This window comes from Methylobacterium sp. ap11, from assembly GCF_900110515.1.
Classification (GTDB): Bacteria; Pseudomonadota; Alphaproteobacteria; order Rhizobiales; family Beijerinckiaceae; genus Methylobacterium; species Methylobacterium ajmalii.
Window position 1 is genome coordinate 274,212 of record NZ_FOEB01000005.1, and the last position, 19,498, is coordinate 293,709.

21 protein-coding genes are annotated in these 19,498 nt (G+C 71.2%); 8 read left to right on the forward strand and 13 right to left on the reverse strand.

Annotation, left to right across the window (positions count from 1 at the left end; translation table 11 throughout):
* Nucleotides 1-14: 14 nt before the first annotated feature.
* Nucleotides 15-737: an ABC transporter ATP-binding protein gene (locus tag BMX97_RS09695; protein WP_091749012.1), complete on the forward strand. Its 723-nt coding sequence runs from the start codon at nucleotides 15-17 to the stop codon at nucleotides 735-737.
* Nucleotides 738-851: 114 nt separating this feature from the next.
* On the opposite strand, the gene BMX97_RS09700 is transcribed toward BMX97_RS09695, so the two are convergent.
* Nucleotides 852-1,271, reverse strand: a complete 420-nt coding sequence (locus tag BMX97_RS09700; RefSeq protein ID WP_060845649.1) for an FKBP-type peptidyl-prolyl cis-trans isomerase — start codon at nucleotides 1,269-1,271, stop codon at nucleotides 852-854.
* An 81-nt stretch (nucleotides 1,272-1,352) separates the two neighbouring features.
* Nucleotides 1,353-2,105: a trehalose-phosphatase gene (otsB, locus tag BMX97_RS09705; RefSeq protein WP_060845650.1), complete on the reverse strand. Its 753-nt coding sequence runs from the start codon at nucleotides 2,103-2,105 to the stop codon at nucleotides 1,353-1,355.
* Nucleotides 2,106-2,621: 516 nt separating this feature from the next.
* Here otsB and BMX97_RS09710 point away from each other — a divergent pair.
* Complete coding sequence (locus BMX97_RS09710) at nucleotides 2,622-4,580, forward strand: putative bifunctional diguanylate cyclase/phosphodiesterase (protein ID WP_091748653.1); 1,959 nt, start codon at nucleotides 2,622-2,624, stop codon at nucleotides 4,578-4,580.
* A 278-nt stretch (nucleotides 4,581-4,858) separates the two neighbouring features.
* Here the strand turns inward: BMX97_RS09710 and BMX97_RS09715 are convergent, their stop codons facing one another.
* From BMX97_RS09715 to BMX97_RS09730, 4 genes are all read right to left on the reverse strand, one after another.
* On the reverse strand, nucleotides 4,859-5,485 hold the full coding sequence (locus BMX97_RS09715) for a hypothetical protein (protein WP_091748656.1): 627 nt from the start codon (nucleotides 5,483-5,485) through the stop codon (nucleotides 4,859-4,861).
* Nucleotides 5,463-5,981 (reverse strand): c-type cytochrome, encoded by a 519-nt coding sequence (locus tag BMX97_RS09720; protein ID WP_091749015.1) that lies wholly within the window; start codon nucleotides 5,979-5,981, stop codon nucleotides 5,463-5,465. The genes BMX97_RS09715 and BMX97_RS09720 overlap by 23 nt, the downstream gene beginning before the upstream one ends.
* Before the next feature lie 86 nt (nucleotides 5,982-6,067).
* Nucleotides 6,068-7,837: a PQQ-dependent dehydrogenase, methanol/ethanol family gene (locus BMX97_RS09725; protein WP_091748659.1), complete on the reverse strand. Its 1,770-nt coding sequence runs from the start codon at nucleotides 7,835-7,837 to the stop codon at nucleotides 6,068-6,070.
* 88 nt (nucleotides 7,838-7,925) lie between these two features.
* Nucleotides 7,926-8,384, reverse strand: coding sequence for a copper chaperone PCu(A)C (locus tag BMX97_RS09730; protein ID WP_091748661.1), 459 nt, complete (start codon nucleotides 8,382-8,384; stop codon nucleotides 7,926-7,928).
* A gap of 260 nt (nucleotides 8,385-8,644) precedes the next feature.
* On the opposite strand from BMX97_RS09730, the gene BMX97_RS09735 reads away from it, so the two are divergent.
* A complete protein-coding gene (locus BMX97_RS09735) occupies nucleotides 8,645-9,094 on the forward strand; it encodes a cupin domain-containing protein (RefSeq protein WP_091748664.1) in 450 nt (149 codons plus the stop codon).
* Between the two features lie 53 nt (nucleotides 9,095-9,147).
* Nucleotides 9,148-9,948, forward strand: a complete 801-nt coding sequence (locus BMX97_RS09740; RefSeq protein WP_091748665.1) for an SDR family NAD(P)-dependent oxidoreductase — start codon at nucleotides 9,148-9,150, stop codon at nucleotides 9,946-9,948.
* A gap of 28 nt (nucleotides 9,949-9,976) precedes the next feature.
* Here BMX97_RS09740 and BMX97_RS09745 read toward each other — a convergent pair whose 3' ends face one another.
* Genes BMX97_RS09745 through BMX97_RS09760 form a run of 4 tightly spaced genes read right to left on the reverse strand, consistent with a single transcriptional unit; the run spans nucleotide 9,977 to nucleotide 13,071 of the window.
* On the reverse strand, nucleotides 9,977-10,759 hold the full coding sequence (locus tag BMX97_RS09745) for an ABC transporter ATP-binding protein (protein ID WP_091748668.1): 783 nt from the start codon (nucleotides 10,757-10,759) through the stop codon (nucleotides 9,977-9,979).
* 14 nt (nucleotides 10,760-10,773) lie between these two features.
* On the reverse strand, nucleotides 10,774-11,484 hold the full coding sequence (locus BMX97_RS09750; protein WP_091748671.1) for an ABC transporter permease: 711 nt from the start codon (nucleotides 11,482-11,484) through the stop codon (nucleotides 10,774-10,776).
* Nucleotides 11,481-12,185 (reverse strand): ABC transporter permease, encoded by a 705-nt coding sequence (locus tag BMX97_RS09755; RefSeq protein ID WP_091748674.1) that lies wholly within the window; start codon nucleotides 12,183-12,185, stop codon nucleotides 11,481-11,483. Before BMX97_RS09755 ends, BMX97_RS09750 begins: the two co-directional genes overlap by 4 nt.
* Before the next feature lie 31 nt (nucleotides 12,186-12,216).
* A complete protein-coding gene (locus BMX97_RS09760; protein WP_091748677.1) occupies nucleotides 12,217-13,071 on the reverse strand; it encodes a transporter substrate-binding domain-containing protein in 855 nt (284 codons plus the stop codon).
* A gap of 260 nt (nucleotides 13,072-13,331) precedes the next feature.
* Between BMX97_RS09760 and BMX97_RS09765 the strand changes: the two genes are divergently transcribed.
* Complete coding sequence (locus BMX97_RS09765) at nucleotides 13,332-13,832, forward strand: GNAT family N-acetyltransferase (RefSeq protein WP_091748680.1); 501 nt, start codon at nucleotides 13,332-13,334, stop codon at nucleotides 13,830-13,832.
* 4 nt (nucleotides 13,833-13,836) lie between these two features.
* On the opposite strand, the gene BMX97_RS09770 is transcribed toward BMX97_RS09765, so the two are convergent.
* The 3 genes from BMX97_RS09770 to BMX97_RS09780 all read right to left on the reverse strand — a co-directional run bounded on the left by BMX97_RS09770 (nucleotide 13,837) and on the right by BMX97_RS09780 (nucleotide 16,248).
* Nucleotides 13,837-14,484: a pyridoxamine 5'-phosphate oxidase family protein gene (locus tag BMX97_RS09770; RefSeq protein WP_091748681.1), complete on the reverse strand. Its 648-nt coding sequence runs from the start codon at nucleotides 14,482-14,484 to the stop codon at nucleotides 13,837-13,839.
* 153 nt (nucleotides 14,485-14,637) lie between these two features.
* Nucleotides 14,638-15,243 (reverse strand): PepSY domain-containing protein, encoded by a 606-nt coding sequence (locus tag BMX97_RS09775; protein WP_060846219.1) that lies wholly within the window; start codon nucleotides 15,241-15,243, stop codon nucleotides 14,638-14,640.
* Nucleotides 15,244-16,029: 786 nt separating this feature from the next.
* Complete coding sequence (locus BMX97_RS09780) at nucleotides 16,030-16,248, reverse strand: DUF6894 family protein (protein WP_091748683.1); 219 nt, start codon at nucleotides 16,246-16,248, stop codon at nucleotides 16,030-16,032.
* Between the two features lie 172 nt (nucleotides 16,249-16,420).
* On the opposite strand from BMX97_RS09780, the gene BMX97_RS09785 reads away from it, so the two are divergent.
* Genes BMX97_RS09785 through eutC form a run of 3 tightly spaced genes read left to right on the forward strand, consistent with a single transcriptional unit; the run spans nucleotide 16,421 to nucleotide 19,461 of the window.
* Nucleotides 16,421-17,287 carry a transglutaminase-like domain-containing protein gene (locus BMX97_RS09785; protein ID WP_091748684.1) on the forward strand — a complete coding sequence of 289 codons (867 nt, stop codon included), beginning with the start codon at nucleotides 16,421-16,423 and terminating at the stop codon, nucleotides 17,285-17,287.
* Nucleotides 17,288-17,308: 21 nt separating this feature from the next.
* Nucleotides 17,309-18,679, forward strand: a complete 1,371-nt coding sequence (locus BMX97_RS09790; protein ID WP_091748685.1) for an ethanolamine ammonia-lyase subunit EutB — start codon at nucleotides 17,309-17,311, stop codon at nucleotides 18,677-18,679.
* Entirely contained in the window at nucleotides 18,676-19,461 is a 786-nt protein-coding gene (gene eutC / locus BMX97_RS09795) for an ethanolamine ammonia-lyase subunit EutC (protein WP_091748686.1), read from the forward strand. The genes BMX97_RS09790 and eutC overlap by 4 nt, the downstream gene beginning before the upstream one ends.
* Nucleotides 19,462-19,498: the final 37 nt, after the last annotated feature.

The window sequence follows — 19,498 nt, forward strand, 5'->3', positions numbered from 1 at the left end:
GCGCCGCCCCGGCGATGCCGGCCCACAGCCCGGCGCCCACGCTCCTCGAGGTCGAGGACCTGCATGCCTATTACGGCAAGAGCCACATCCTGCAGGGGGTGAGCTTCCGGGTCGGAGCCGGCGAGATCGTGTCGATCCTCGGCCGCAACGGCGTGGGCCGCTCGACGACGCTCAAGGCGATCATGGGCGATGTGCCGCCCCGCGGACAGATCCGCTTCAAGGGCCAAGCCATCGCCGGCCTCAAGCCCTACGCGGTCGCGCGCCGCGGCCTCGGCTACGTGCCGGAGGAGCGGGCGATCTTCCCCAAGCTCACGGTGCGGCAGAACCTGGCGCTCGGCGAGAAGGGGGGCAGGCGCGGCAGTCGCTGGTCCTACGCCGACATCTTCCGGCTGTTTCCGCGGCTGGAGGAGCGGATCGACACGCCCGGCGGCGTGCTCTCGGGCGGCGAGCAGCAGATGCTCACGATCTGCCGCACCCTGATGGGCGATCCCGATCTCATCATGATCGACGAGCCGACGGAAGGGCTGTCGCCCCAGATGGTCGCCCGGGTCGCCGAGATGATCGGCGAGATCGCGGCCCGCGGCGTCGCGGTGCTGCTGGTCGAGCAGAAGCTGACCATCGCGTTGAAGCTGTCGCAGCGCCTCTACGTCATGGGCCACGGCCACGTCGTGTTCGAGGGCACGCCGGCCGCGCTCTCCGCCAACGAGGCGGTGAGACGGGAGTGGCTGGAGGTGTAGTTGTTCGGCGTTTCGTCGACGGACCTGACATCCTGCGTCGTCATCCCGAGGCCGCGACAGCGGAATCCGGGATGACGCAGTGAAGCGGAAGACCGGGCTGACGCCGCCGATCGCTCAGCGAACGCCGAGCAGCTCGACGTCGAACATCAGCGTGGCGTTCGGCGGGATCACGCCGCCGGCGCCGCGGGCGCCGTACCCGAGCTCGGGCGGGATGATCAGGGTGCGCTTGCCGCCGACCTTCATGGTCGACAGGCCCTCGTCCCAGCCCTTGATGACCTGGCCGGTGCCGACCGCGAAGTTCAGCGGCTGCTTGCGGTCGAGCGAGCTGTCGAACTTCGCGCCCTTCTTGCCGTCCTGGTAGAGCCAGCCGGTGTAGTGGACGCTGACGGTCTGGCCGGCATTCGGCTGCGGACCGGTGCCGACCACGTCGTCCTTGACCTGGAGGCCGGACGGGGTGGTGGAGAACGAGGCGGCGGAGGCTGAAGCGGTCATGGCGATCGTGAGGGCTCCGGCGAGGAAGAGGGAACGGCGCATCGACGGGATCGGTCCTGTGCGTGACGTCGGGGAGGAGTTAGGGCATCGCGGCGCCCGCGGATAGGCCGCGCCGCCCGCTCCTCACGCCGGGGGCAGGGATTCCGGGTCGATCGTTCCGCCGTCGGCCCAGCCCATGAGCAGCGCCCGCACCGCCGCCGGATCGGCGAGGCGGTGGCGGGCGACCGTGTCGCCGGGCCCGACCCGGATGGTGATCCCGCCATCCTCGTTCACCGGCACGAAGGCCTTCTCGTCGGTGAGGTCGTCGCCGATGAAGATCGCGCGCCGGCCGGCATAGGGCGCCTCGCCCAGGAAGGCCCGGATGGCGTGGCCCTTCGTGGCGCTCGCCGGCAGGATCTCGGCCACCGCCTTGCCCTGCTGCAGCCGGTAGGCCTCGCCGAGGATGCCGGCGACCGAGGCCGCGGCCGATTGCGCCCGGACGGCATCGGCCTCGTTCGCGAGCCGCCAATGCACCGCGACCGAGCAGCCCTTGTCCTCGATCAGCACGCCGTCGAGATCGGCGACCGCCCGCTGCAGGGTCTCGACGCCCGCCCGCAGGGCGGGATGCGCCGCCGGGTCACCGCCGGCCACCCGGCCGTCGCGGCGCTGCTCGACCCCGTGCAGGCCGGCGACGTCGAAGCGCTCCGGCGCCAGGAACCCGTCGATCGTGGCGATCGGCCGCCCGGTCACGAGCGCCATCGCCCCGCCGAGCCGCCCGCGCAGCCGCGCGAGGCCGGCGGGCAGGTCGGGCGGGACCACCACCCCGTCGGGCCGGGGCGCGATCTCCACCAGGGTGCCGTCGAAGTCGAGGAAGAGGGCGAAGGCGGTATCGGTCAAGGGATCGGGTCTCCCGTCGCTGGCACGGACCGCCGCGGGGATGCGGCCGGTCCGCATCCCGTTCCGTGGCGATGCCTGGCCTTGGCACCGCCGTCGCGCGGGGCGGCGACGTCACGGGGATTTGGCGGGACGGTGCCGGATCGCAACCCGCGCCGCAAAGCGACGGCGGAGAAGCGACATCGTGTCGCGCGATCGGGGGCGCTCCTCCCGCGACGCCGCACCGCGCGCCCGGGCGGACAGTAGTCCTAGGGCGCGATTCAATGCCACGACGCACCCGGCACGGCGACGGTAAGCTCTCCCGTCGTCCCACCGCTGGGGAAAGCGGCGCTCGGGGCTGCGGCCGGACGCCTGGAGTGTCGCTCTGGGCCGCGGCGGCGGCGCACGGAACGATCTTACCCGGATCTTACTGCGATGCGGTGGTCTCGAGTTGCAGCGTAACCTTTGATTCAATCGCGCGTGATTACTGATAGGGTGACGCGGTGGGCGGTCGGCACGGCCGAGCGGGGTGGATGCGCAGTGCGGCGGCTTCTGACGATCATCGACCTCTTCCGCGTCGACACCTCGAACCCGGACCTGATGCGGGCGCAGATGCGTGCCCTGCACAACCAGGTGCCGCTGCTCTACGTGATCCTGGCCGTCAACTCGACCGCGGTCGCGTTCACGCATCTGGGCGTCGCGCCGAACGGGGTCACGCTCTACCCGCTCGCGGGGCTGCTGTCGGTCTGCGCCATCCGTCTCGGCTTGTGGCTGCGCCGGCGCCGGCAGCCGCTCGAGATGGAGGGGATGCCGCTCAAGCTGCGCGCCACGGTGGCGCTCGCCGGCATCCTGGCGGTCTGCTTCATGAGCTGGAGCGCCGCCCTGCTGTCATACGGGGACGCCTACGCGCAGGCCCACGTCCTGTTCTACGTCGGCAACACGATGATCGCCTGCGCATTCTGCCTCGCGCATCTGCGGGCGGCGGCACTCCTGGTCATCGCGGTCGTCGCGGTGCCGTTCTGCCTGCACCTCAGCTCCTTGGACAACCACGTCGTACGAGCCATCGCCCTCAACCTGCTGGTGGTCAGCGGCGCGCTCGCCTTCGTGCTTCTCGCCTATCACCGCGACTTCACGCGACTGATCGGGCAGCAGGTCGAGCTCGAGCGGCTGAGCCGGGAGAACCTGCGGCTCGCCAACCTCGATACCCTGACCGAGCTGCCCAACCGCCGCAGCTTCTTCACCTCCCTGGAGGCGGCGGCCCAGGCGGCCCAGGCGAGCCGCGACGGATTCGTCGTCGGCCTCGTCGATCTCGACGGCTTCAAGCCGGTGAACGACGCCCATGGTCACGGCGCCGGCGACGCGGTGCTGCAGGAGGCCGCCCGCCGCCTGCGCGCGGTGATGGGGGACACCGCCGTGGTCGCGCGCTTCGGCGGCGACGAGTTCGGCCTGATCCTGCCCGGCCGGAACGCCGCCGCCGCGCTCGCCGGGACCGGGGACGCGATCTGCGGCGCCCTGGCGGCGCCGTTCCGGCTGCCGAACGGCGGCAGCGCCCAGATCGCCGCCTCCGTCGGCTTCGCGGCCTGTCCGGAGGCCGGGTACCGGGCGGAGATCTTGGTCGAGCGGGCGGATTACGCCCTCTACTACGCCAAGGCGAACCGGCGCGGCACCGCGGTGCTGTTCACCGAGGAGCACGAGCGTCTGTTGCGCACCCAGAGCGTGATCGAACAGGCCCTGCGCCACGCCGACCTCGCGCAGGAATTGAGCCTCGTCTACCAGCCGATCGTCGACGTGCAGAGCGGCCGCACGATCGCCTTCGAGGCGCTGGCGCGCTGGAGGAGCCCGGAGCTGGGCCAGGTCTCCCCGGCGGTGTTCGTGCCGATCGCCGAGCGCTCCGGGCTGATCACCCGCATCACCGCGGTGTTGTTCGGCCAGGCCCTCGCCGCGGCCCGGGCCTGGCCCGAGTCGGTCGCCCTGTCGTTCAACCTGTCGATGGCCGACATCGCCTCGCCCCAGGCCGCCGCCGGGATCGTCGCGGCGGTCAAGGCGAGCGGCCTCGGCCCCGGTCGGGTGATCCTGGAGGCGACCGAGACCGCGCTGATCCAGGACGTGGCGCAGGCCCAGAAGGTGCTGGGGACCCTCAAGGCGAACGGCATCGCCATCGCGCTGGACGATTTCGGCACCGGCTACTCGTCCCTGAGCTACGTCCACCGCCTGCCGCTCGACAAGCTCAAGGTCGATCGCAGCTTCATCAGCGAGATCACCACCGATCCGGCGAGCCGCGACATCGTCACGTCGATCCTCGGTCTCGCCCGGAACCTGAAGCTCTGCTGCGTCGTCGAGGGCATCGAGACCGCCGAGCAGGCCCACCTGCTGGAAAGCCTCGGCTGCGTCCAGATGCAGGGCTACCACTTCCACCGGCCGATGGGCTTCGCCGACACGCTGCGCTACCTCGACGCCGAAGCGGTACGGTCGATCCGCCGGGTCCAGGCCGTCGCCTGAGCAGGCACCGCCCGCGACAGGGGGCGGGCGGCTTCGCCCTCGTGTCGCGCACCAACCGCGCCGCGCGCTCGCGCGCCTCGTCCATCGCCCGCCCTTCAGGAGTCGCCAGGGCAAACGATCGGTTCGGAACGCCAAGCCCCTGTCACCGCCTTCCGTCACCCAATCGCCCTGGCGATGCTCCGTCGCACCCGAGATGCCATCGATCGAAGGCTTGCGCGCCTCCGGGCGCGGTCCGTCCGTGCCAGTCGGCCTCGGCTGCCCTCTGGCCCCCGCTCCCGTTACCGCGTCGCCGCCACCACGATCCGGGTCCGGCTGATGAAGGCGCGCGGGTCGGCGCCCTGGTGGCCGTAGAGGTCGCGGGTGACCGTCACGCTCTTGGGGCCGAGCGCCTTGCGGCACTCCTCCTTGACGAAGGTCTCGCCGAGCGGCGTCTCGTCGCCGGCGGGCTTGGCCTCGGCGCAGCTCCAGCCGTCCTCGCCCCAGTGGCCCCGGGCCTGGATCCCGAGGAGATGGCCCTTCTTGCGCAGGTAGAGCGGCACCGCGTCGTCGGTCTCGATCACCAGCCCGTCCACCCGCGCGTCGTCGCCGACCAGCAGCGTGAGGCGGGCCGGGTGCCCGGCGACCCGGGTGCCGTTGCGGGTGGTGCCGTCGGCGTAGGAGAAGCCGATGGCGTGCAGCCCCTTGGCGTCGGCCGGGCAGGCGCGCCAATCGGTCCAGCCGGCGAGGGGCTTGGCCGGGCCTTCGCGGCAGGCGAGGTCGCCGTAGCCCTTGGGCGAGATCTCCGAGACCGGCATCCCGACCTTGATGTCGCGCAGGTCCGCGATCTCGGGGCCGGCGGCCAGAGCCGGGCCGGCGCAGGTCAGGGCGGCGAGGATCGCCAGGTCAGTGCGAGACGGTCGGCGCATCGGAGCCCTCCTTCTTGCGGTAGACGTCGCAGGCCCGGGAGGTGGTGCCGAAGAAGGCGGTGCATTCCTCGAAGGTCGGCTCGCCCTTGCCCTTGAGCTGGGTGGCGACGTAGGTCGCCACCGCGTCGATCTCCGCCGGGCGTAAGAAAACCGCCGTCTCCGGCGGCATGCTGCCGGCCATGTCGGCCTTCAGCGAATCGTAGCACTTCACAGAATCGTAGGCGCCGCGCAGGTGGTAGGGCATGCCGGTCCCGGGCCGGCCGCAGCGCACCACCTCGGCGACCTGGTCCTTGTCGAGCTGCGTCTTGCGCAGGGACAGGGCCTCGCCGCCATAGCCTCCGCCGCCGCCGCCATGCCATTTGTGGCAGCCCGAGCAGGCCTTCTTGAACACCGCGAGATCGCCCTCGCCGCCGCCGCTCCGGACGCCCTGCGCCCAGGCCGCCGGGGAGGCGAGCGCCAAGCCGGCGAGCAGTGCCGGCACTACCAGTTTCCGCATCCGCATGAACCTCTTGCGTGACCTCGTGCGCGGGGATCCCGCGCGTGGCGGGGCGCCGCCGGCGCCCCGCCTCAAGGAATGTCGGCTCAGAGCGCGAAGACGTAGAGCATCGAGCCGGTCTGGATGTTCTTGAGCTCCGGGGTGGAGTCGATGAACCACTTGTCCCAGGCGCCGCCGAGACCGACCAGGATCGCGACGTACTGCTTGCCGTCGACCGTGAAGGTCATCGGGGGGGCGTTGACGCCGCTGCCGGTGCGGAACTCCCACAGCTTCTCGAGGCTCTTGGCGTCGAGCGCCATCACGCCGCCGCCGGGCTCGCCGGTGAAGACGAGGTCGGGCGTCGCCAGCATGCCGCCGAGCAGCGGGAACTGGGTCTCGTGCTTGCCGGCGACCTTGCCGGTCTTCACGTCGATCGCCGTCACGCTGCCGGTAATGCGGAACGGGTTGGTCGGCCCGCCGCCGGTGAAGAACTCGCGGGGTTTCAGGTTGGCCTGCGTCATCGCCTCATGGGTGACGCGGTTGCAGCTCTCGATGACCGGGATGTACCAGTATTGCAGGTTCGGATTGTAGGCGGTCGGCGGCCAGTTCTTGCCACCCATGTTGCCCGGGCAGAAATCGGCGGTCTTGTTCTCGGCCGAGGGGGTGGCTGCCGGGTTGTAGCGCTGCACGTCCTTGTTCGGGTCGTACTCGAACGGCTTGCCGGTATCGGGATTGATGCCCTTGGTCCAGGTCACCTTCTTGACGAACGGCGTCGCCCAGACGAACTGGCCGTTGGTGCGGTCGACCGCGTAGGCGTGGCCGTTGCGGTCGGCCTCGATGGCGAGCTTGCGGCCGCCCGCATCGACCAGGAGGTTCTCCGACACGCTGTCGTAGTCGTAGGGGTCGTTCGGCGTGTGCTGGAAGTGCCACTTGATCTTGCCGGTCGTCGCGTCGAGGGCGAGCGTCGAGTCGGTGTAGAGGTTGTCGCCCGGGCGGTAGGCATTGTCCCAGTCCGGACCCGGATTGCCGGTGCCCCACACGATGGTGTCGGTGTCGGGGTCGTAGGTGCCGGTGACCCAGGTCGAGCCGCCGCCGCTGACGGCCGCGTTGTTGTTGCCCTTCCAGGTCTCGTAGCCCGGCTCGCCCTTGCCCGGGATGGTGTGGGTGCGCCAAACCTCCTTCTCGGTCTTCAGGTCGGTGGCGGCGATCCAGCCGCGGATGCCGTACTCGGCGCCGCCGACGCCCGAGATCGCCATGCCCTTCACGATCAGCGGTGCGCCTGTGATGGTCTCGCCCTTGTCGGGATCGGCGACCTGACGCTGCCAGGCGACCTGGCCGGTCTCCTTGTTGGTGGCGATCAGGCGCCCGTCGAGGGTGTGGCTGACCACGAGGTCGCCCCAGAGCGCGACGCCGCGGTTGTTGACGCCGCAGCAGGCGACCGCGCCGGCCCATTCGCGGTCGGTCTTCGGATCCATCTTCCAGAGGAGCTTGCCCTCGCCGCCGCGCGTGTCGATCTTGTAGACCGAGCCCCACCCGTCGGTGACGAACATCATGCCGTTCTCGACGATCGGCGTACCCTCGAGCCCGCCGTGGCTCCAGATGCCGCCGGATTCGATGCCGCCCAGCGCCATCGTCCAGGCGACCTTGAGGCCCTTGACGTTGTCCTTGTTGATCTGGGTCAGCGTCGAGAAGCGGTGGCCGGCGAAGTTCTTGTGGTGCTGGATCCAGTTGCCCTCCTCCTTGTCGGCGTTCAGCAGGCGCTCCTGCGTGACGCCGCCCTCGGCGGCGAGCGCCGGGGGAAGGGAGAGGGCACCGGCGGTGAGCGCGGCGAGGGAGGTGGCGGCAAGGATGCGCCGCGCCGTCCGGGACGTCGTCATAGGGGGTCTCCTCCGGGCCGCCGTCTTTTGGGATATTTCGCCACGCCGCGGGCAGCCTCGCGACCGGCGTATTTTTAAGAAATAAATCCTAGTTCGCGGCGCGAACCTCGACCGGCACCTCGACCGAGCCGGCCTTGCGGAAGCTCGCCGAGCAGGTGAAGCGCTCGCCGGCCACCAGCGGTTGGCGGGTCTGCAGCAGCATCACGTGCATGCCCTCGGGCGTCAGCGCGGTCTCGCCGGAGGCCTTGAGGGCGATGGCCTGGACCGGGCGCTTGGAGGGCGGGCCCTCGCCGCCCTTGTCGACCGTGACGCGCTCGCTGAAATTCGCGAACGGGCAGCGGAAGCGCACCAGCGAGTCGGCCTCGGCGGCACGGTTCATCACCGTCAGGTGCAAGGGCACGTCGGACCCGACCTTCTCGGTGGGGGCGACGGAGGCGTGCAGCACGTCGATCTCGCCGGCCAGGGCCGGGACACCACCCAGCAACACAGCAAAGGCCACGCTCACCGTGCGGCTGCGGCAGTCGAGAGACGCTCTCAGCGACGGCATGGCGTAGCCGTCCGGGCGTCAAGGCGCGACATGGATGACGACATCCATTATCCTCCCTCTCGTGTCAGCTTCGCCTTTTGGCGGCGAATTGTCCGCGAGGGTAGCCGTCGGGGTCGCGTCGTCAAGGTCTTATTATAAGGCTCGCATAAAAATTGCCCGCGACGGATCGGCCGGGAGAGCCGCCCCCTCGCACACTCGTCCGCAACGCCCTAGCTGCCGGGGACGGCGCCGAGCGCCGCGACCGACGAGGGAGATGCGCGATGGCGAAGACCGATCCGACCGAGAAGGCGACGAGCGGCCGCTTCGACGTCCGGGCGATCGCCGACGCCCTGCCGGCGAGCGCCGCCACGATGCTGGTCGACAGCTACCTGACCGACCGGCCGGCGGCGAGCGCCCGGGTGTTCCGGGTCTACCGGCCGACGCCGGCGCATTACCACGAGGGGTGCGACGAGTACCTCTACGTGCTGTCGGGCCGCGGCACGTTCTGGATCGGCGATGCGTCCGACGAGGCCGAGTTCGGACCGGGCCAGCTCCTGTTCTTCGAGCGCGGCGTCGTCCACGCGCTGCCGCGGCTGATCGAGGAGCCGGTGGTCTTCCTGTCCGTCGACACGCCCCGCCGCGCGCCGACCGACGTGATCTTCGTCGATGCCGCGAGCGGCTCGGCGGAGACCTTCATGGCGCGCAACGCTGCCGAGCCCGATCCGGCTTGACCTCCCCGGCTCCGGCCGCGATGCACGGAGCATAACACGCGGGAGGACGCGACATGACGGGCGTGAGCGGGACGGGCGCGGGCCGGGTGGCCCTGGTCACCGGGGCTGCGCGGGGCATCGGGCTCGCGGCGGCGCGGCTCTTCCTGGAGGAGGGCTGGCGCGTCGCGCTCCTCGACATCGATGGCCCGGCCCAGGAGGCCGCCGCCGCCGAGATCGCCCGGCCGGACGACACGCTGACGCTCACCGGCGACGTCGCCGATCCGGAGGCCGTCGCGGCGGCGGTGGCGGCCGTCGAGGCCCGGTTCGGCCGCCTCGACGCGCTCGTCAACAATGCCGGCACGGCGGTGTTCAAGCCGCTCCTCGACACCACCCCGGCCGAGTGGGCCCGGGTGCTCGCCGTCAACCTGACCGGCCCGTTCCTGTGCGTGCAGGCGGCCGCCCCGCTGATGGCCCGGGGCGGCGGCGGGGCGATCGTCAACATCACGTCGATCTCGGGCCAGCGCGCCTCGACCCTGCGGGTCGCCTACGGCACCAGCAAGGCGGCGCTCAAGCACCTGACCAAGCAGCAGGCGGTCGAGCTCGCGCATCTCGGCATCCGGGTGAACGCCGTGGCGCCGGGCCCCGTCGACACCGCGATGGCCAAGAAGGTCCACAGCCCGGCGATCCGGGCCGACTACCACGATGCCGTGCCGCTCAACCGCTACGGCCTGGAGCGCGAGATCGCCGACGCCATCGTGTACCTGTGCGGCGCGCGGGCGAGCTACGTCACCGGCCAGACCCTGGCGGTGGATGGCGGCTTCGACGCCGCGGGCATCGGCCTGCCGACCCTGCGCCGGGACCTCGCGGCGCGCTGACGGCGTACCCGGCGCGACCGGCGCCGGGTCACTCCCCCCGGGCCAGGAACTGCCGGAAGCGCTCGGAGCGCGGCGCGGAAAACACCTGCTCGGAGGGGCCGTCCTCCAGGATGCGGCCCTCGTGCAGGAAGATCACCCGGTGGGCGACGTCGCGGGCGAAGGCCATCTCGTGGGTGACGACCAGCATGGTGCGGCCCTCCTCGGCGAGCGCCCGCATCACCCGCAGCACCTCCGCGACGCGCTCGGGATCGAGGGCGGAGGTCGGCTCGTCGAAGAGCAGCACGCGGGGATGCATGGCGAGCGCCCGGGCGATGGCGGCGCGCTGCTGCTGCCCGCCGGAGAGGTGGGCCGGGTAGTGGTCGCGCTTGTCGGCGATGCCGACCTTGGCGAGCAGCGCCTCGGCCTCGGCGACGCATTCGAGCTTCTTGCGGCCGAGCACGTGGATCGGCGCCTCGATCACGTTCTCCAGTACCGTGCGGTGGGACCAGAGGTTGAAGCTCTGGAACACCATGCCGACCCGGGCGCGGATGCGGTCGACTTGTCGGGTATCCGCCGGAACCCGGCCGCCGCGCTTGGCGCGCCAGGCCACCGCCTCGTCGCCGACCACGACCTCGCCGGCCTCCGGCACCTCCAGGAGGTTGATGCAGCGGAGCAGCGTCGACTTGCCGGAGCCCGACGAGCCGAGGATCGCCACCACCTCGCCCTCGCGGGCCGAGAGCGAGACGCCGCGCAGGACCTCGAGATGTCCGAAATGCTTGTGCAGGTCGCGGACCGCGACGGCCTCGGGACGGGTCGGGGAGGGGGCGAGCATGGTCGGGTCCGGGGTCAGGCGGGGCGGGCCACCGGCCGCGGGCGCAGGTCCGGGGAGAGCCAGGCCTCGGCGAGCCGCAAGGCGCCGATGATCACGAAGGTGAGGGCGAGGTAGAAGGCGCCGGCGCAGACGAAGACCTCGAGCGCCCGGAAGCTCTGGGCGATCAGCTTCTGGGCGAGGCCGGTGATCTCCATGAGGGTGATGGTGGAGGCGAGCGAGGTCGCCTTGACCACCGAGATCACCTCGTTGCCGTAGGCCGGCAGGGCCTGGCGGGTGGCGAGCGGCAGGGTGACCCGGCGAAACAGCAGGAGCCGCGGCATGCCGCAGGCGCGGCCCGCCACCAGAGCCCCGTACGGCACCGACAGGACCGCGCCGCGGAAGATTTCCGCCGTGTAGGCGCCGGTGTTGAGAGCGAGCGCCAGGAGCGCGCACCAGTACGGCTCGCGGAAGAACGTCCACAAGCCCCAGGCCTGGAGCGTCGGCCGGAACTGCCCGAGCCCGTAATAGATCAGGAAGATCTGCACGAGCAGCGGCGTGCCGCGAAACACGAAGATGTAGAGCCGGGCGAGCCAGTCGGCGGGCGCGACGCCCGAGAGCCGGCCCCAGGCGGCGAGCGCCGCCAGGACGCCGCCCAGCGCCACCGAGCCGGCGGTGAGGCTCAAGGTGAGGGGCACGCCGCCGAGCAGCGTCCGGATCGTGGAGTCGAGGAACGCGACGTCGATCATCGGGTCCCCCGGCGCGCGTGCGACTCGGCCCGGGAAAAACCCCAGGTCGAGAGCGAGGTGATGGCGAGGTAGAGGGCGCCGGCCGCGAGGTAGAAGGTGAAGGGCTGGCGGGTCGAACCCGCCCCGACCTGGGCCTGGCGCAGCAATTCGACGAGGCCCGTGACCGAGACGAGTGCCGAGTCCTTGAGCAGAATCTGCCAGACGTTGCCGAGGCCGGGCAGCGCGTCGCGGGCGACGAGCGGCCCCACGACCCGGCGCAGGATCAGCCCGCGATGCATGCCGACGGCGCGGGCCGCCTCGATCTGCCCGCGGTCGAGGGCGAGGTAGGCGCCGCGGAAGACCTCCGCCTGGTAGGCGCCCGAGATCACCCCGAGCGCCACGACGCCGACCCCGAAGGCCGGCACGCCGATGAACCCCTCGACGCCGAACCAGCCCCCGACCACGCCGAGGGCCGCGCTGCCGCCGAAATACATCAGGTAGATGACGAGCAGGTCCGGCACGCCGCGCAGGAGCGTGGTGTAGCCGTCGGCGAGCGCCCGCAGGGGCAGGACGCCGGAGAGCTTGGCGCCGGCCGCGAGGCCGCCGAGCACGGCTCCGAGGAGGAAGCCGCACAGGGCGAGCGCCAGCGTGGTGCCGGCGGCGACGAGCAGCGCGCCGCCCCAGCCGCCGGGGCCGAAGCCGAGAAGGGTGAAGGCGCTCACGCGGATGCGGCCCCCGTCCGATGGCGTGCCATCAACCCTGCGGGGTCATGTCGGCCTTGAACCACTTGAGCGAGAGCTTCTTCAGGGTGCCGTCGGCGATCACCGCGTCGATGCCCTCGTCGAGCTTGGCCTTCAGCTTCGCCTCGCCCTTGCGCAGGCCCATCGCCACGCCGCGGCCGAGGATGCCGCCGCGAAAGCGCGGCCCGGCCAGCATCACCGTGTCGGCGAATTCCGGCTTCTCGACGGTCGCCCGCAGGGGGGCGTCGTTGGCGAAGATCGCGTCGATGCGGCCGGCGGCGAGGTCGAGGTCGTGCTGCTCGGTGGTCTTGTACTCGCGTACCTCGACGGTGCCCTTGAGGTACTTGTCCATGAAGGCGGCGTGGATGGTCGAGACCTGGACGCCGACGGTCTTGCCCTTGAGGAGCGGCTTGATCGCGTCGAGGGCCTTGCCCGCCTCGGCCTCGTCCACCAGGCTGAACTTCTGGCCGCCCAGCGGCAGCTTGGCGAGCGGCCCGTTGCGGTCGACCGCGAAGCCCGAGGAATCGCCGCTATAGGGCTTGGTGAAGTCCACCACCTTCAGGCGGGCGTCGGTGATGGTCATGCCCGACATGATGGCGTCGAACTTCTTGGCGTTGAGGCCCGGCACCACGCCGTCCCAGTCCTGGGCCACGAACTCGCACTTGATCTTCGCGCGGGCGCAGATCTCGCGGCCGAGCTCGATTTCGTAGCCGTCCAGCGTGCCGTCCGGCTTGGTGAAGTTGTAGGGCGCGTAGGCGCCCTCGGTGGCGATCCTGACCGTCGCCGGCACCGTGTCCTCCGCGCGGGCCGCCCCGGCGCAGCCGACGGCGAGGGAGAGGACGAGGGCGAGAGCAGACCTGATTGTCATTGTGGCGTCGTTCCCGGACCGTTGAGGCGTTCCCACGCGCAGCTAACCCGCAAGCCCTGCCTCAAGGCAAGCGCTTGCATGCCCGCACGATGCGAACGGCATGCCACCGGAGGTTTGCACTCACAGGCAAGCGCTGCTATGGCGCCCCGCGGGCAGAGCGCCCGCCAGGAGTTGAGCGATGGCCCCGAGGGCAGAGGCGCGACGACGGATCGGCTGACCGATCCGCCCTTCCTCATCGACGCCCGCCCGAGAGTGTGCCCGTGACCACGCTTCCCCTCGTCATTCGTCCCGAATCCCCGCGCGACAACGACGCCATCGAGCGCCTGCACGAGCGCGCCTTCGGGCCCGGACGCTACGCCCGCACCGCCTTCCGGCTGCGCGAGGGAGTCGCCCATCTCCCCGACCTCTCGTTCACCGCCCTCGTCGGCACCCTGCTCGTCGGCTCGATCCGGGTCTCGCCGGCCCGGGCCGGCGCGAGCCCGCTCCTGGTGCTCGGGCCGCTCACCGTCGATCCGGCCTTCGGCAGCCGCGGCATCGGCGGCGCCCTGATGCGCGCCTCTCTCGATGCCGCGCGGGAGGGTGGGCACGGCCTCGTCATCCTGGTCGGCGACGCGCCCTACTACGCCCGCTTCGGCTTCCGGGTGCTGCCGCCGCGCAAGCTCACCCTGCCGGGCCCGGTCGATCCGGGCCGGTTCCTCGGCCTCGAGCTGCGTGAAGGCGCGCTCGCCGAGGCCCACGGCAGCGTCGTCGGCGGGGCCTGAGGCCTCAAGCCGGATCGGCCTCGCCGCGATAGGCGTCGAGCGGGATCGTGCCGCCCTTGCGGGCGACCTGTTGCTCGTCGCCCGCCGGCAGGGCCCCCTCGAAGAGGTCGATCCGCTTCCAGGCCGGGAAGGGCTGGTGCCCGTCCGCGTCGGGCAGGTGGGGCGACAGCTTGGTGCCCCGGCTCCGGTGGATGTAGCGGCCGCAATTGACGAAGATCTTTTCCACCGCGATCCGCACGACGTGGTCGGCGCCGGGATAGAGCGCAAGCAGGCCGGGATCGTCGGCGAGCGCCGCGGTGCCGTGCACCCGCAGGCGGTGCGGGTTCTCGAAATCGATGAAGAGCAGGCCGATGCGGGGATTCTGCCCGAGATTGCCCAGCGTCAGGAACATGCCGTTGCCGTCGTAGCTCGGAAAAATCAGCTCGCTCGGGCCGGTGATGCGCACGAAGCCCGGGGGGCCGCCCTTGTAGGAGACGGTGGGCTGGCCGCTGCCGTCGACGGTGCTGAGGAAGACCATCGTGGCGCCCGCGATGAAATCGCGCTCCGGCGCCTCGAACGCGTCGTGCGCGTGCGCTTCCAGCCGGTCGGCGAGACGGCGCGTGCCGTGCTCGTCCTGCAGGCGCCGGTGGCTCTCGCCGAAGAAGGCGCTCATCGTTTCCCCCTGGCTCTTCGGCCGTTCGCGGCCGTTGCCCCGGTCTAGCACGGGGGCAGGGGGCCGTCGCACCTGCCCTTACGGCTGCGGCGCGACGGATCTCGCGAAGGCCGGCGCCCCGTCCCAGGGACGGCGCGCCGATCAACGACCGCTTCAGTCCTTCATGATCTGGCCGTCCGGCCCGACCTTCACTTCCTTCTCGTTGTCGGCCAGCGCCACCTTGATCTCGTAGGCGACGGCCGACCCCTCGCGCTCGACCTCGGCCTCGTAGGCCTTGCCGCCGCCGGCCTGCTTCTCGGCGATCGCCAGGGCGTCCTTCAGCGAGACCTTGGCGTTGTTGAAGTCGGCGACCTTCAGGCGGGTGAAGTAGCGCTCGATCGGCTGGTTCTCGCTCTTGTAGAGCTCGCCGGTGTCGGCGTTGATGCCGTGCTCGACCAGCTTGCCGTCCGGATAGACGACCTTGATCGACCAGTGGGTCGGGTTCTTGCCGTCGGCCTTCTCGAAGTCGGCGTCGATGGCGCGGCCGTTGCCGTCCTTCTTCTCGGCGGTGGCGATGGCGTCGGCCAGGCTGATCTTGGCAAGCTTGACGGCCTGCCACTCCTTCATGTCCTTCATGTCTTTCGTCGCGACCGGGGCGGTGGTCGTGCCCATCGGGGCGGTGCCCGGCGCGGTCGGGGCGGTCGGCGCCGTCGTCTGGGCGAGGGCGAGGCCGGTGGTGAGGGCGAGGGCGCCGGCGGTGGCGAGGAAGCGGGTCAGCATCGTGGTCTCCGGGGGCGTCTGAGCCATCCATCAGGGACACCTGAAACGCCGCTCCCCCGACTTGGTTGCCCATTGGGCAACATGCTCGCGCACGAGGCAGGGCCGAGCCCGGACCGCCGATACTGCCCGCCGGTAAAAGGGACGACCGCGGCCCCGGTGCGGCCGGTCGACGGCCGATGTCCCGCGGCCCCGCCCTGCACGGATATCCGTGGAATCGGCGACATCCCGCGGCGCGATTGCTTCGCCTTCGCTCTGCTGACGATCTTGAATATTGCGAAATTCTATTTTATTATCTTATACAGATTTTGTGCGCGCCATGTCGATCCGGGGCTGCTCGGCGGGGTCCGGAACGACAAAGAGGGTTTCAAGTCCGTCGACCGGGCCAGACAGGCTCCGACGGCCCATCTCTCGATCCTGGCCTCCGCAACCGACCGGATGATCGCGGATCTGCGGGATCGAGGGTGATGCCGGGCCCGGATTGCCTGATGGATCACGCACACGACACGGGGGTCAAGCCCTTTTGCGTCAAGGCTTTCCCATACACCACCCCATCCTGAGGTGCAGGCGATCGAAGATCGCTGAGCCTCGAAGGAGGCCCCCAGAAATCGCAGCGACATCTGGAGGTCTCCTCCGAGGTCGGTCGATCTTCGATCGCGTGCGATCTCTGATCGCCGACACCTCAGGATGAGGTCGCGGGTGGGAGAGGTAATCATCGCGGATTCACGTCACTGTCGTGTGCCGTGCTGACGGATGACGGCGGCGCCGTCACCCGTCGGCCGCGCCCGCTCACCGCGGCGCCAGCGACACCCGGAAGAGCGTCCGCCCGGTCTCGTCGCGGACGTTCATGGCGAGGGCGGCGCCGGCGGAGCGGGCCGGGTCGAGGGAGCAGGAGCGCAGGGCCTGGACGGCCTCGGCATGGGCGGCGCCGGCATCGACCAGCACGACGCCGATCGTGTCGCGGGCGTCCCAGGTTCCGGCTTCGAGGTCGAAGAAGTAGCGGTGCACGGCATGTCCTCCCTGCTCGCCCCGGTCTTGCCGGGCCCCACGACAATCGGCCTTAACGCAGGCTAAGCCTTGCCTGGCAAAGTTCGGGCCGCACCGGTGCGGCTTGGGAGACCGGCCGTTTCGGCGCGGCTCTTGCGTGACCCTAGCCCGCCAGCGGGAAGGGACTCAAGCCGTGCGCTACACTTTAGGTTGTCGTCTCTCCTACGAGGTCGAGACGGAGACGGTTTTCATCTTCAACCTGGAGGTCGCACGGCTGGCGCGCCACGGCGACCTCTCGGAGACGCTGCGGCTCGCCCCGGATCTCGCCCTGCGCCGTCACGAGGCGCCGGAGACCGGCAACCGCTACGTCGCCGTCACGGTGCCGCCCGGCCGCTTCAGCCTCGACTACGAGGCCGCCGTGACGCTCGATCCCCACCGGGCCGACCCCGCCGGGATCGGCGAGACGCCGGTGAAGGACCTGCCGCTCGCCATCCTTCCCTACCTGCTGCCGAGCCGCTTCGTCTCCTCCGACCGCCTCGCGGCCTTCGCCGAGGCGGAGTTCGGCGACGTTCCCCCGGGCTTCGAGCGGGTGAACCGGATCTGCAACTGGATCCACGACCACATCGCCTACGTGCGCGGCGCCAGCGACGAGGAGACCACCGCCGACGAGACGCTGCTGAAGCGGGCCGGGGTGTGCCGCGATTTCGCGCATCTCGGGGCCGCGTTCTGCCGGGCGCTCGGCATCCCTGCCCGCTTCGTCAGCTGCTACGCCTACGGCCTGGTGCCGTGCGACTTCCACGCGGTGTTCGAGGCCTATCTCGACGGGCGCTGGTGGCTGTTCGACGCCACGCGGCAGGCCAACCTCGACGGGCTGGTGCGGATCGGCGTCGGGCGCGACGCGGCCGAGATCGCCTTCTCGACGCCCTTCGGCGAGATGAAACCGACCGGCATGGAGATCCGCATCGAGCGGGCCGACGGCGCGCCGGAGACGGGCGAGCGCACGGTGGCGGCGATCTCGACCGCCGAGGAAGGCCCTGACGCCGGGGGCGGCCTGCGCTAGGTTCGACCCGGGAGGCCCCGCATGAGCTACCGCCACGTCGTCGGACCCCGGACCTTCGTCTTTTCCGACCTCGCCGAGCTGATGGCGAAGGCGACCCCGCCGCGCTCCGGCGACCGGCTCGCCGGCCTCGCCGCCGAGAGCGCCGAGGAATGCGTCGCGGCGCGCTGGTGCCTCGCCGAGGTGCCGCTGTCCGAGATCCTGGCCCGGCCGCTGATCCCCTACGAGGCCGACGACGTGACGCGGCTGATCCTCGACACCCACGACGCGGCGGCCTTCGCGCGGATCGGACACCTGACCGTCGGCGACTTCCGCGAGTTCCTGCTCACCGCCCCGTCCGAGACCCTGGCGGCGATCGCCCCGGGGGTGACGCCGGAGATCGCCGCGGCGGTCTCGAAGATCATGCGCAACCAGGACCTGATCCTGGTCGCCCGCAAGGCCCGGGTGGTCACCCGCCTGCGCAACACCATCGGGCTCCCCGGCACGATGGCGGTGCGCCTCCAGCCCAACCATCCGAGCGACGATCCCGCCGGCATCGGCGCCGCGATCATCGACGGGCTGGCCTATGGCTGCGGCGATGCCTGCATCGGCATCAACCCGGTCTCGGATTCGGTGCAGGGGCTCGCCGGCCTGCTGCACCTCCTGGCCGAGACGATCGAGCGCTTCGACATCCCGACCCAGGGTTGCGTGCTCACCCACGTCACCACGACGCTCGAGGCGATGAACCGCGGCGTGCCGGTCGACCTCGTCTTCCAGTCGATCGCCGGTACGCAAGGAGCCAACGCCTCGTTCGGTGTCACCCTGCCGCTCCTCAAGGAGGCGCACGAGGCGGCCCTGGCGCAGAGGCGCGGGACCCTGGGCGACAACGTGATGTATTTCGAGACCGGCCAGGGCTCGGCGCTCTCGGCGAACGCCCACCACGGCATCGACCAGCAGACCTTGGAGGCCCGGGCCTACGCGGTGGCCCGCGCCTTCCGGCCGCTCCTCGTCAACACGGTGGTGGGCTTCATCGGGCCGGAATACCTCTACGACGGCAAGGAGATCATCCGGGCAGGGCTCGAAGACCATTTCTGCGGCAAGCTGATGGGCGTGCCGCTCGGCGTCGACGTCTGCTACACCAACCACGCCGAGGCCGACCAGGACGACATGGACACGCTGCTGACGCTGCTCGGCACCGCCGGGGTGACCTACGTCATGGGCATTCCCGGTGCCGACGACGTGATGCTGAACTACCAGTCGACCTCGTTCCACGACCAGCTCTACCTGCGCGAGGTGACGGGCCTGAAGCGCGCGCCGGAATTCGCCGCCTGGCTCGCCCGGATGGGCCTGACCGACGCCGACGGCGTGCTGCGGCCCGGAGGCGGGGCGCCGCTGCTCTCGGGGATCGCCGCGTGAGCCGCGAGGACGAGGCCGCAGGGGCCTGGCGGCGCCTCGCCGCCCTGACCCCGGCCCGGATCGCCCTCGGCCGCGCGGGATCCGGCCTGCCGACCCGGGAGGTGCTGCGCTTCTCCCTCGCCCATGCCCAGGCCCGCGACGCGGTCCACACGCCCCTCGACGTCGAGGCGGTGCGGGAGGCGATCGCGGCGCTCGGCTTCGAGACCCTGGTGGCGGCCTCGGCCGCGCCGGACCGGGCGACCTACCTGCGCCGGCCCGACCTCGGGCGGCGCCTCGACGAGGCCTCCGCGGCGGCGCTCGCGGCGGCGGCGAGCGATCCGGTCGACCTCGCCCTCGTGGTGGCGGACGGCCTGTCGGCCCGCGCGGTCCACGAGGGGGCGGAGCCGCTGCTGGCGGCGCTCCGGCCGGCGCTCGCCGGCGCGGGCCTGAGCCTCGCCCCGGTGGTCGTCGCGACGCAGAGCCGGGTCGCGCTCGGCGACGCGGTCGGCGCGCTGCTCAAGGCCCGCGCCGTCGCGGTGCTGATCGGCGAGCGGCCCGGCCTGTCCTCGCCCGACAGCCTCGGCGTCTACCTCACCTTCGGCCCGCGCCCCGGCCGCACCGACGCCGAGCGCAACTGCCTGTCGAACGTGCGCGCCGCCGGGCTGCCGCCGGACCTCGCGGCCTTCAAGCTGTCCTGGCTGATCGATCAGGCGCTGACCCGGGAGCTGACCGGCGTGGCGCTCAAGGACGAGAGCGACCGGCTGATCGAGGGACCGGCGGAGCGGCAGTCGCTGGGGCGGTGAGGCGGTGTACCGTGAGACCCGGCGACGATTTCCCGCC

What these genes read in the sequence shown, in the direction of transcription:
- BMX97_RS09695 (WP_091749012.1), top strand. Translation starts at nt 15, where the DNA reads ATGCCGGCCCACAGCCCGGCGCCCACGCTCCTCGAGGTCGAGGACCTG.
- BMX97_RS09700 (WP_060845649.1), bottom strand. Translation starts at nt 1,271, where the DNA reads ATGCGCCGTTCCCTCTTCCTCGCCGGAGCCCTCACGATCGCCATGACC.
- BMX97_RS09715 (WP_091748656.1), bottom strand. Translation starts at nt 5,485, where the DNA reads ATGCGCCGACCGTCTCGCACTGACCTGGCGATCCTCGCCGCCCTGACC.
- BMX97_RS09720 (WP_091749015.1), bottom strand. Translation starts at nt 5,981, where the DNA reads ATGCGGAAACTGGTAGTGCCGGCACTGCTCGCCGGCTTGGCGCTCGCC.
- BMX97_RS09725 (WP_091748659.1), bottom strand. Translation starts at nt 7,837, where the DNA reads ATGACGACGTCCCGGACGGCGCGGCGCATCCTTGCCGCCACCTCCCTC.
- BMX97_RS09730 (WP_091748661.1), bottom strand. Translation starts at nt 8,384, where the DNA reads ATGCCGTCGCTGAGAGCGTCTCTCGACTGCCGCAGCCGCACGGTGAGC.
- BMX97_RS09735 (WP_091748664.1), top strand. Translation starts at nt 8,645, where the DNA reads ATGGCGAAGACCGATCCGACCGAGAAGGCGACGAGCGGCCGCTTCGAC.
- BMX97_RS09740 (WP_091748665.1), top strand. Translation starts at nt 9,148, where the DNA reads ATGACGGGCGTGAGCGGGACGGGCGCGGGCCGGGTGGCCCTGGTCACC.
- BMX97_RS09745 (WP_091748668.1), bottom strand. Translation starts at nt 10,759, where the DNA reads ATGCTCGCCCCCTCCCCGACCCGTCCCGAGGCCGTCGCGGTCCGCGAC.
- BMX97_RS09750 (WP_091748671.1), bottom strand. Translation starts at nt 11,484, where the DNA reads ATGATCGACGTCGCGTTCCTCGACTCCACGATCCGGACGCTGCTCGGC.
- BMX97_RS09760 (WP_091748677.1), bottom strand. Translation starts at nt 13,071, where the DNA reads ATGACAATCAGGTCTGCTCTCGCCCTCGTCCTCTCCCTCGCCGTCGGC.
- BMX97_RS09770 (WP_091748681.1), bottom strand. Translation starts at nt 14,484, where the DNA reads ATGAGCGCCTTCTTCGGCGAGAGCCACCGGCGCCTGCAGGACGAGCAC.
- BMX97_RS09775 (WP_060846219.1), bottom strand. Translation starts at nt 15,243, where the DNA reads ATGCTGACCCGCTTCCTCGCCACCGCCGGCGCCCTCGCCCTCACCACC.
- BMX97_RS09790 (WP_091748685.1), top strand. Translation starts at nt 17,309, where the DNA reads ATGAGCTACCGCCACGTCGTCGGACCCCGGACCTTCGTCTTTTCCGAC.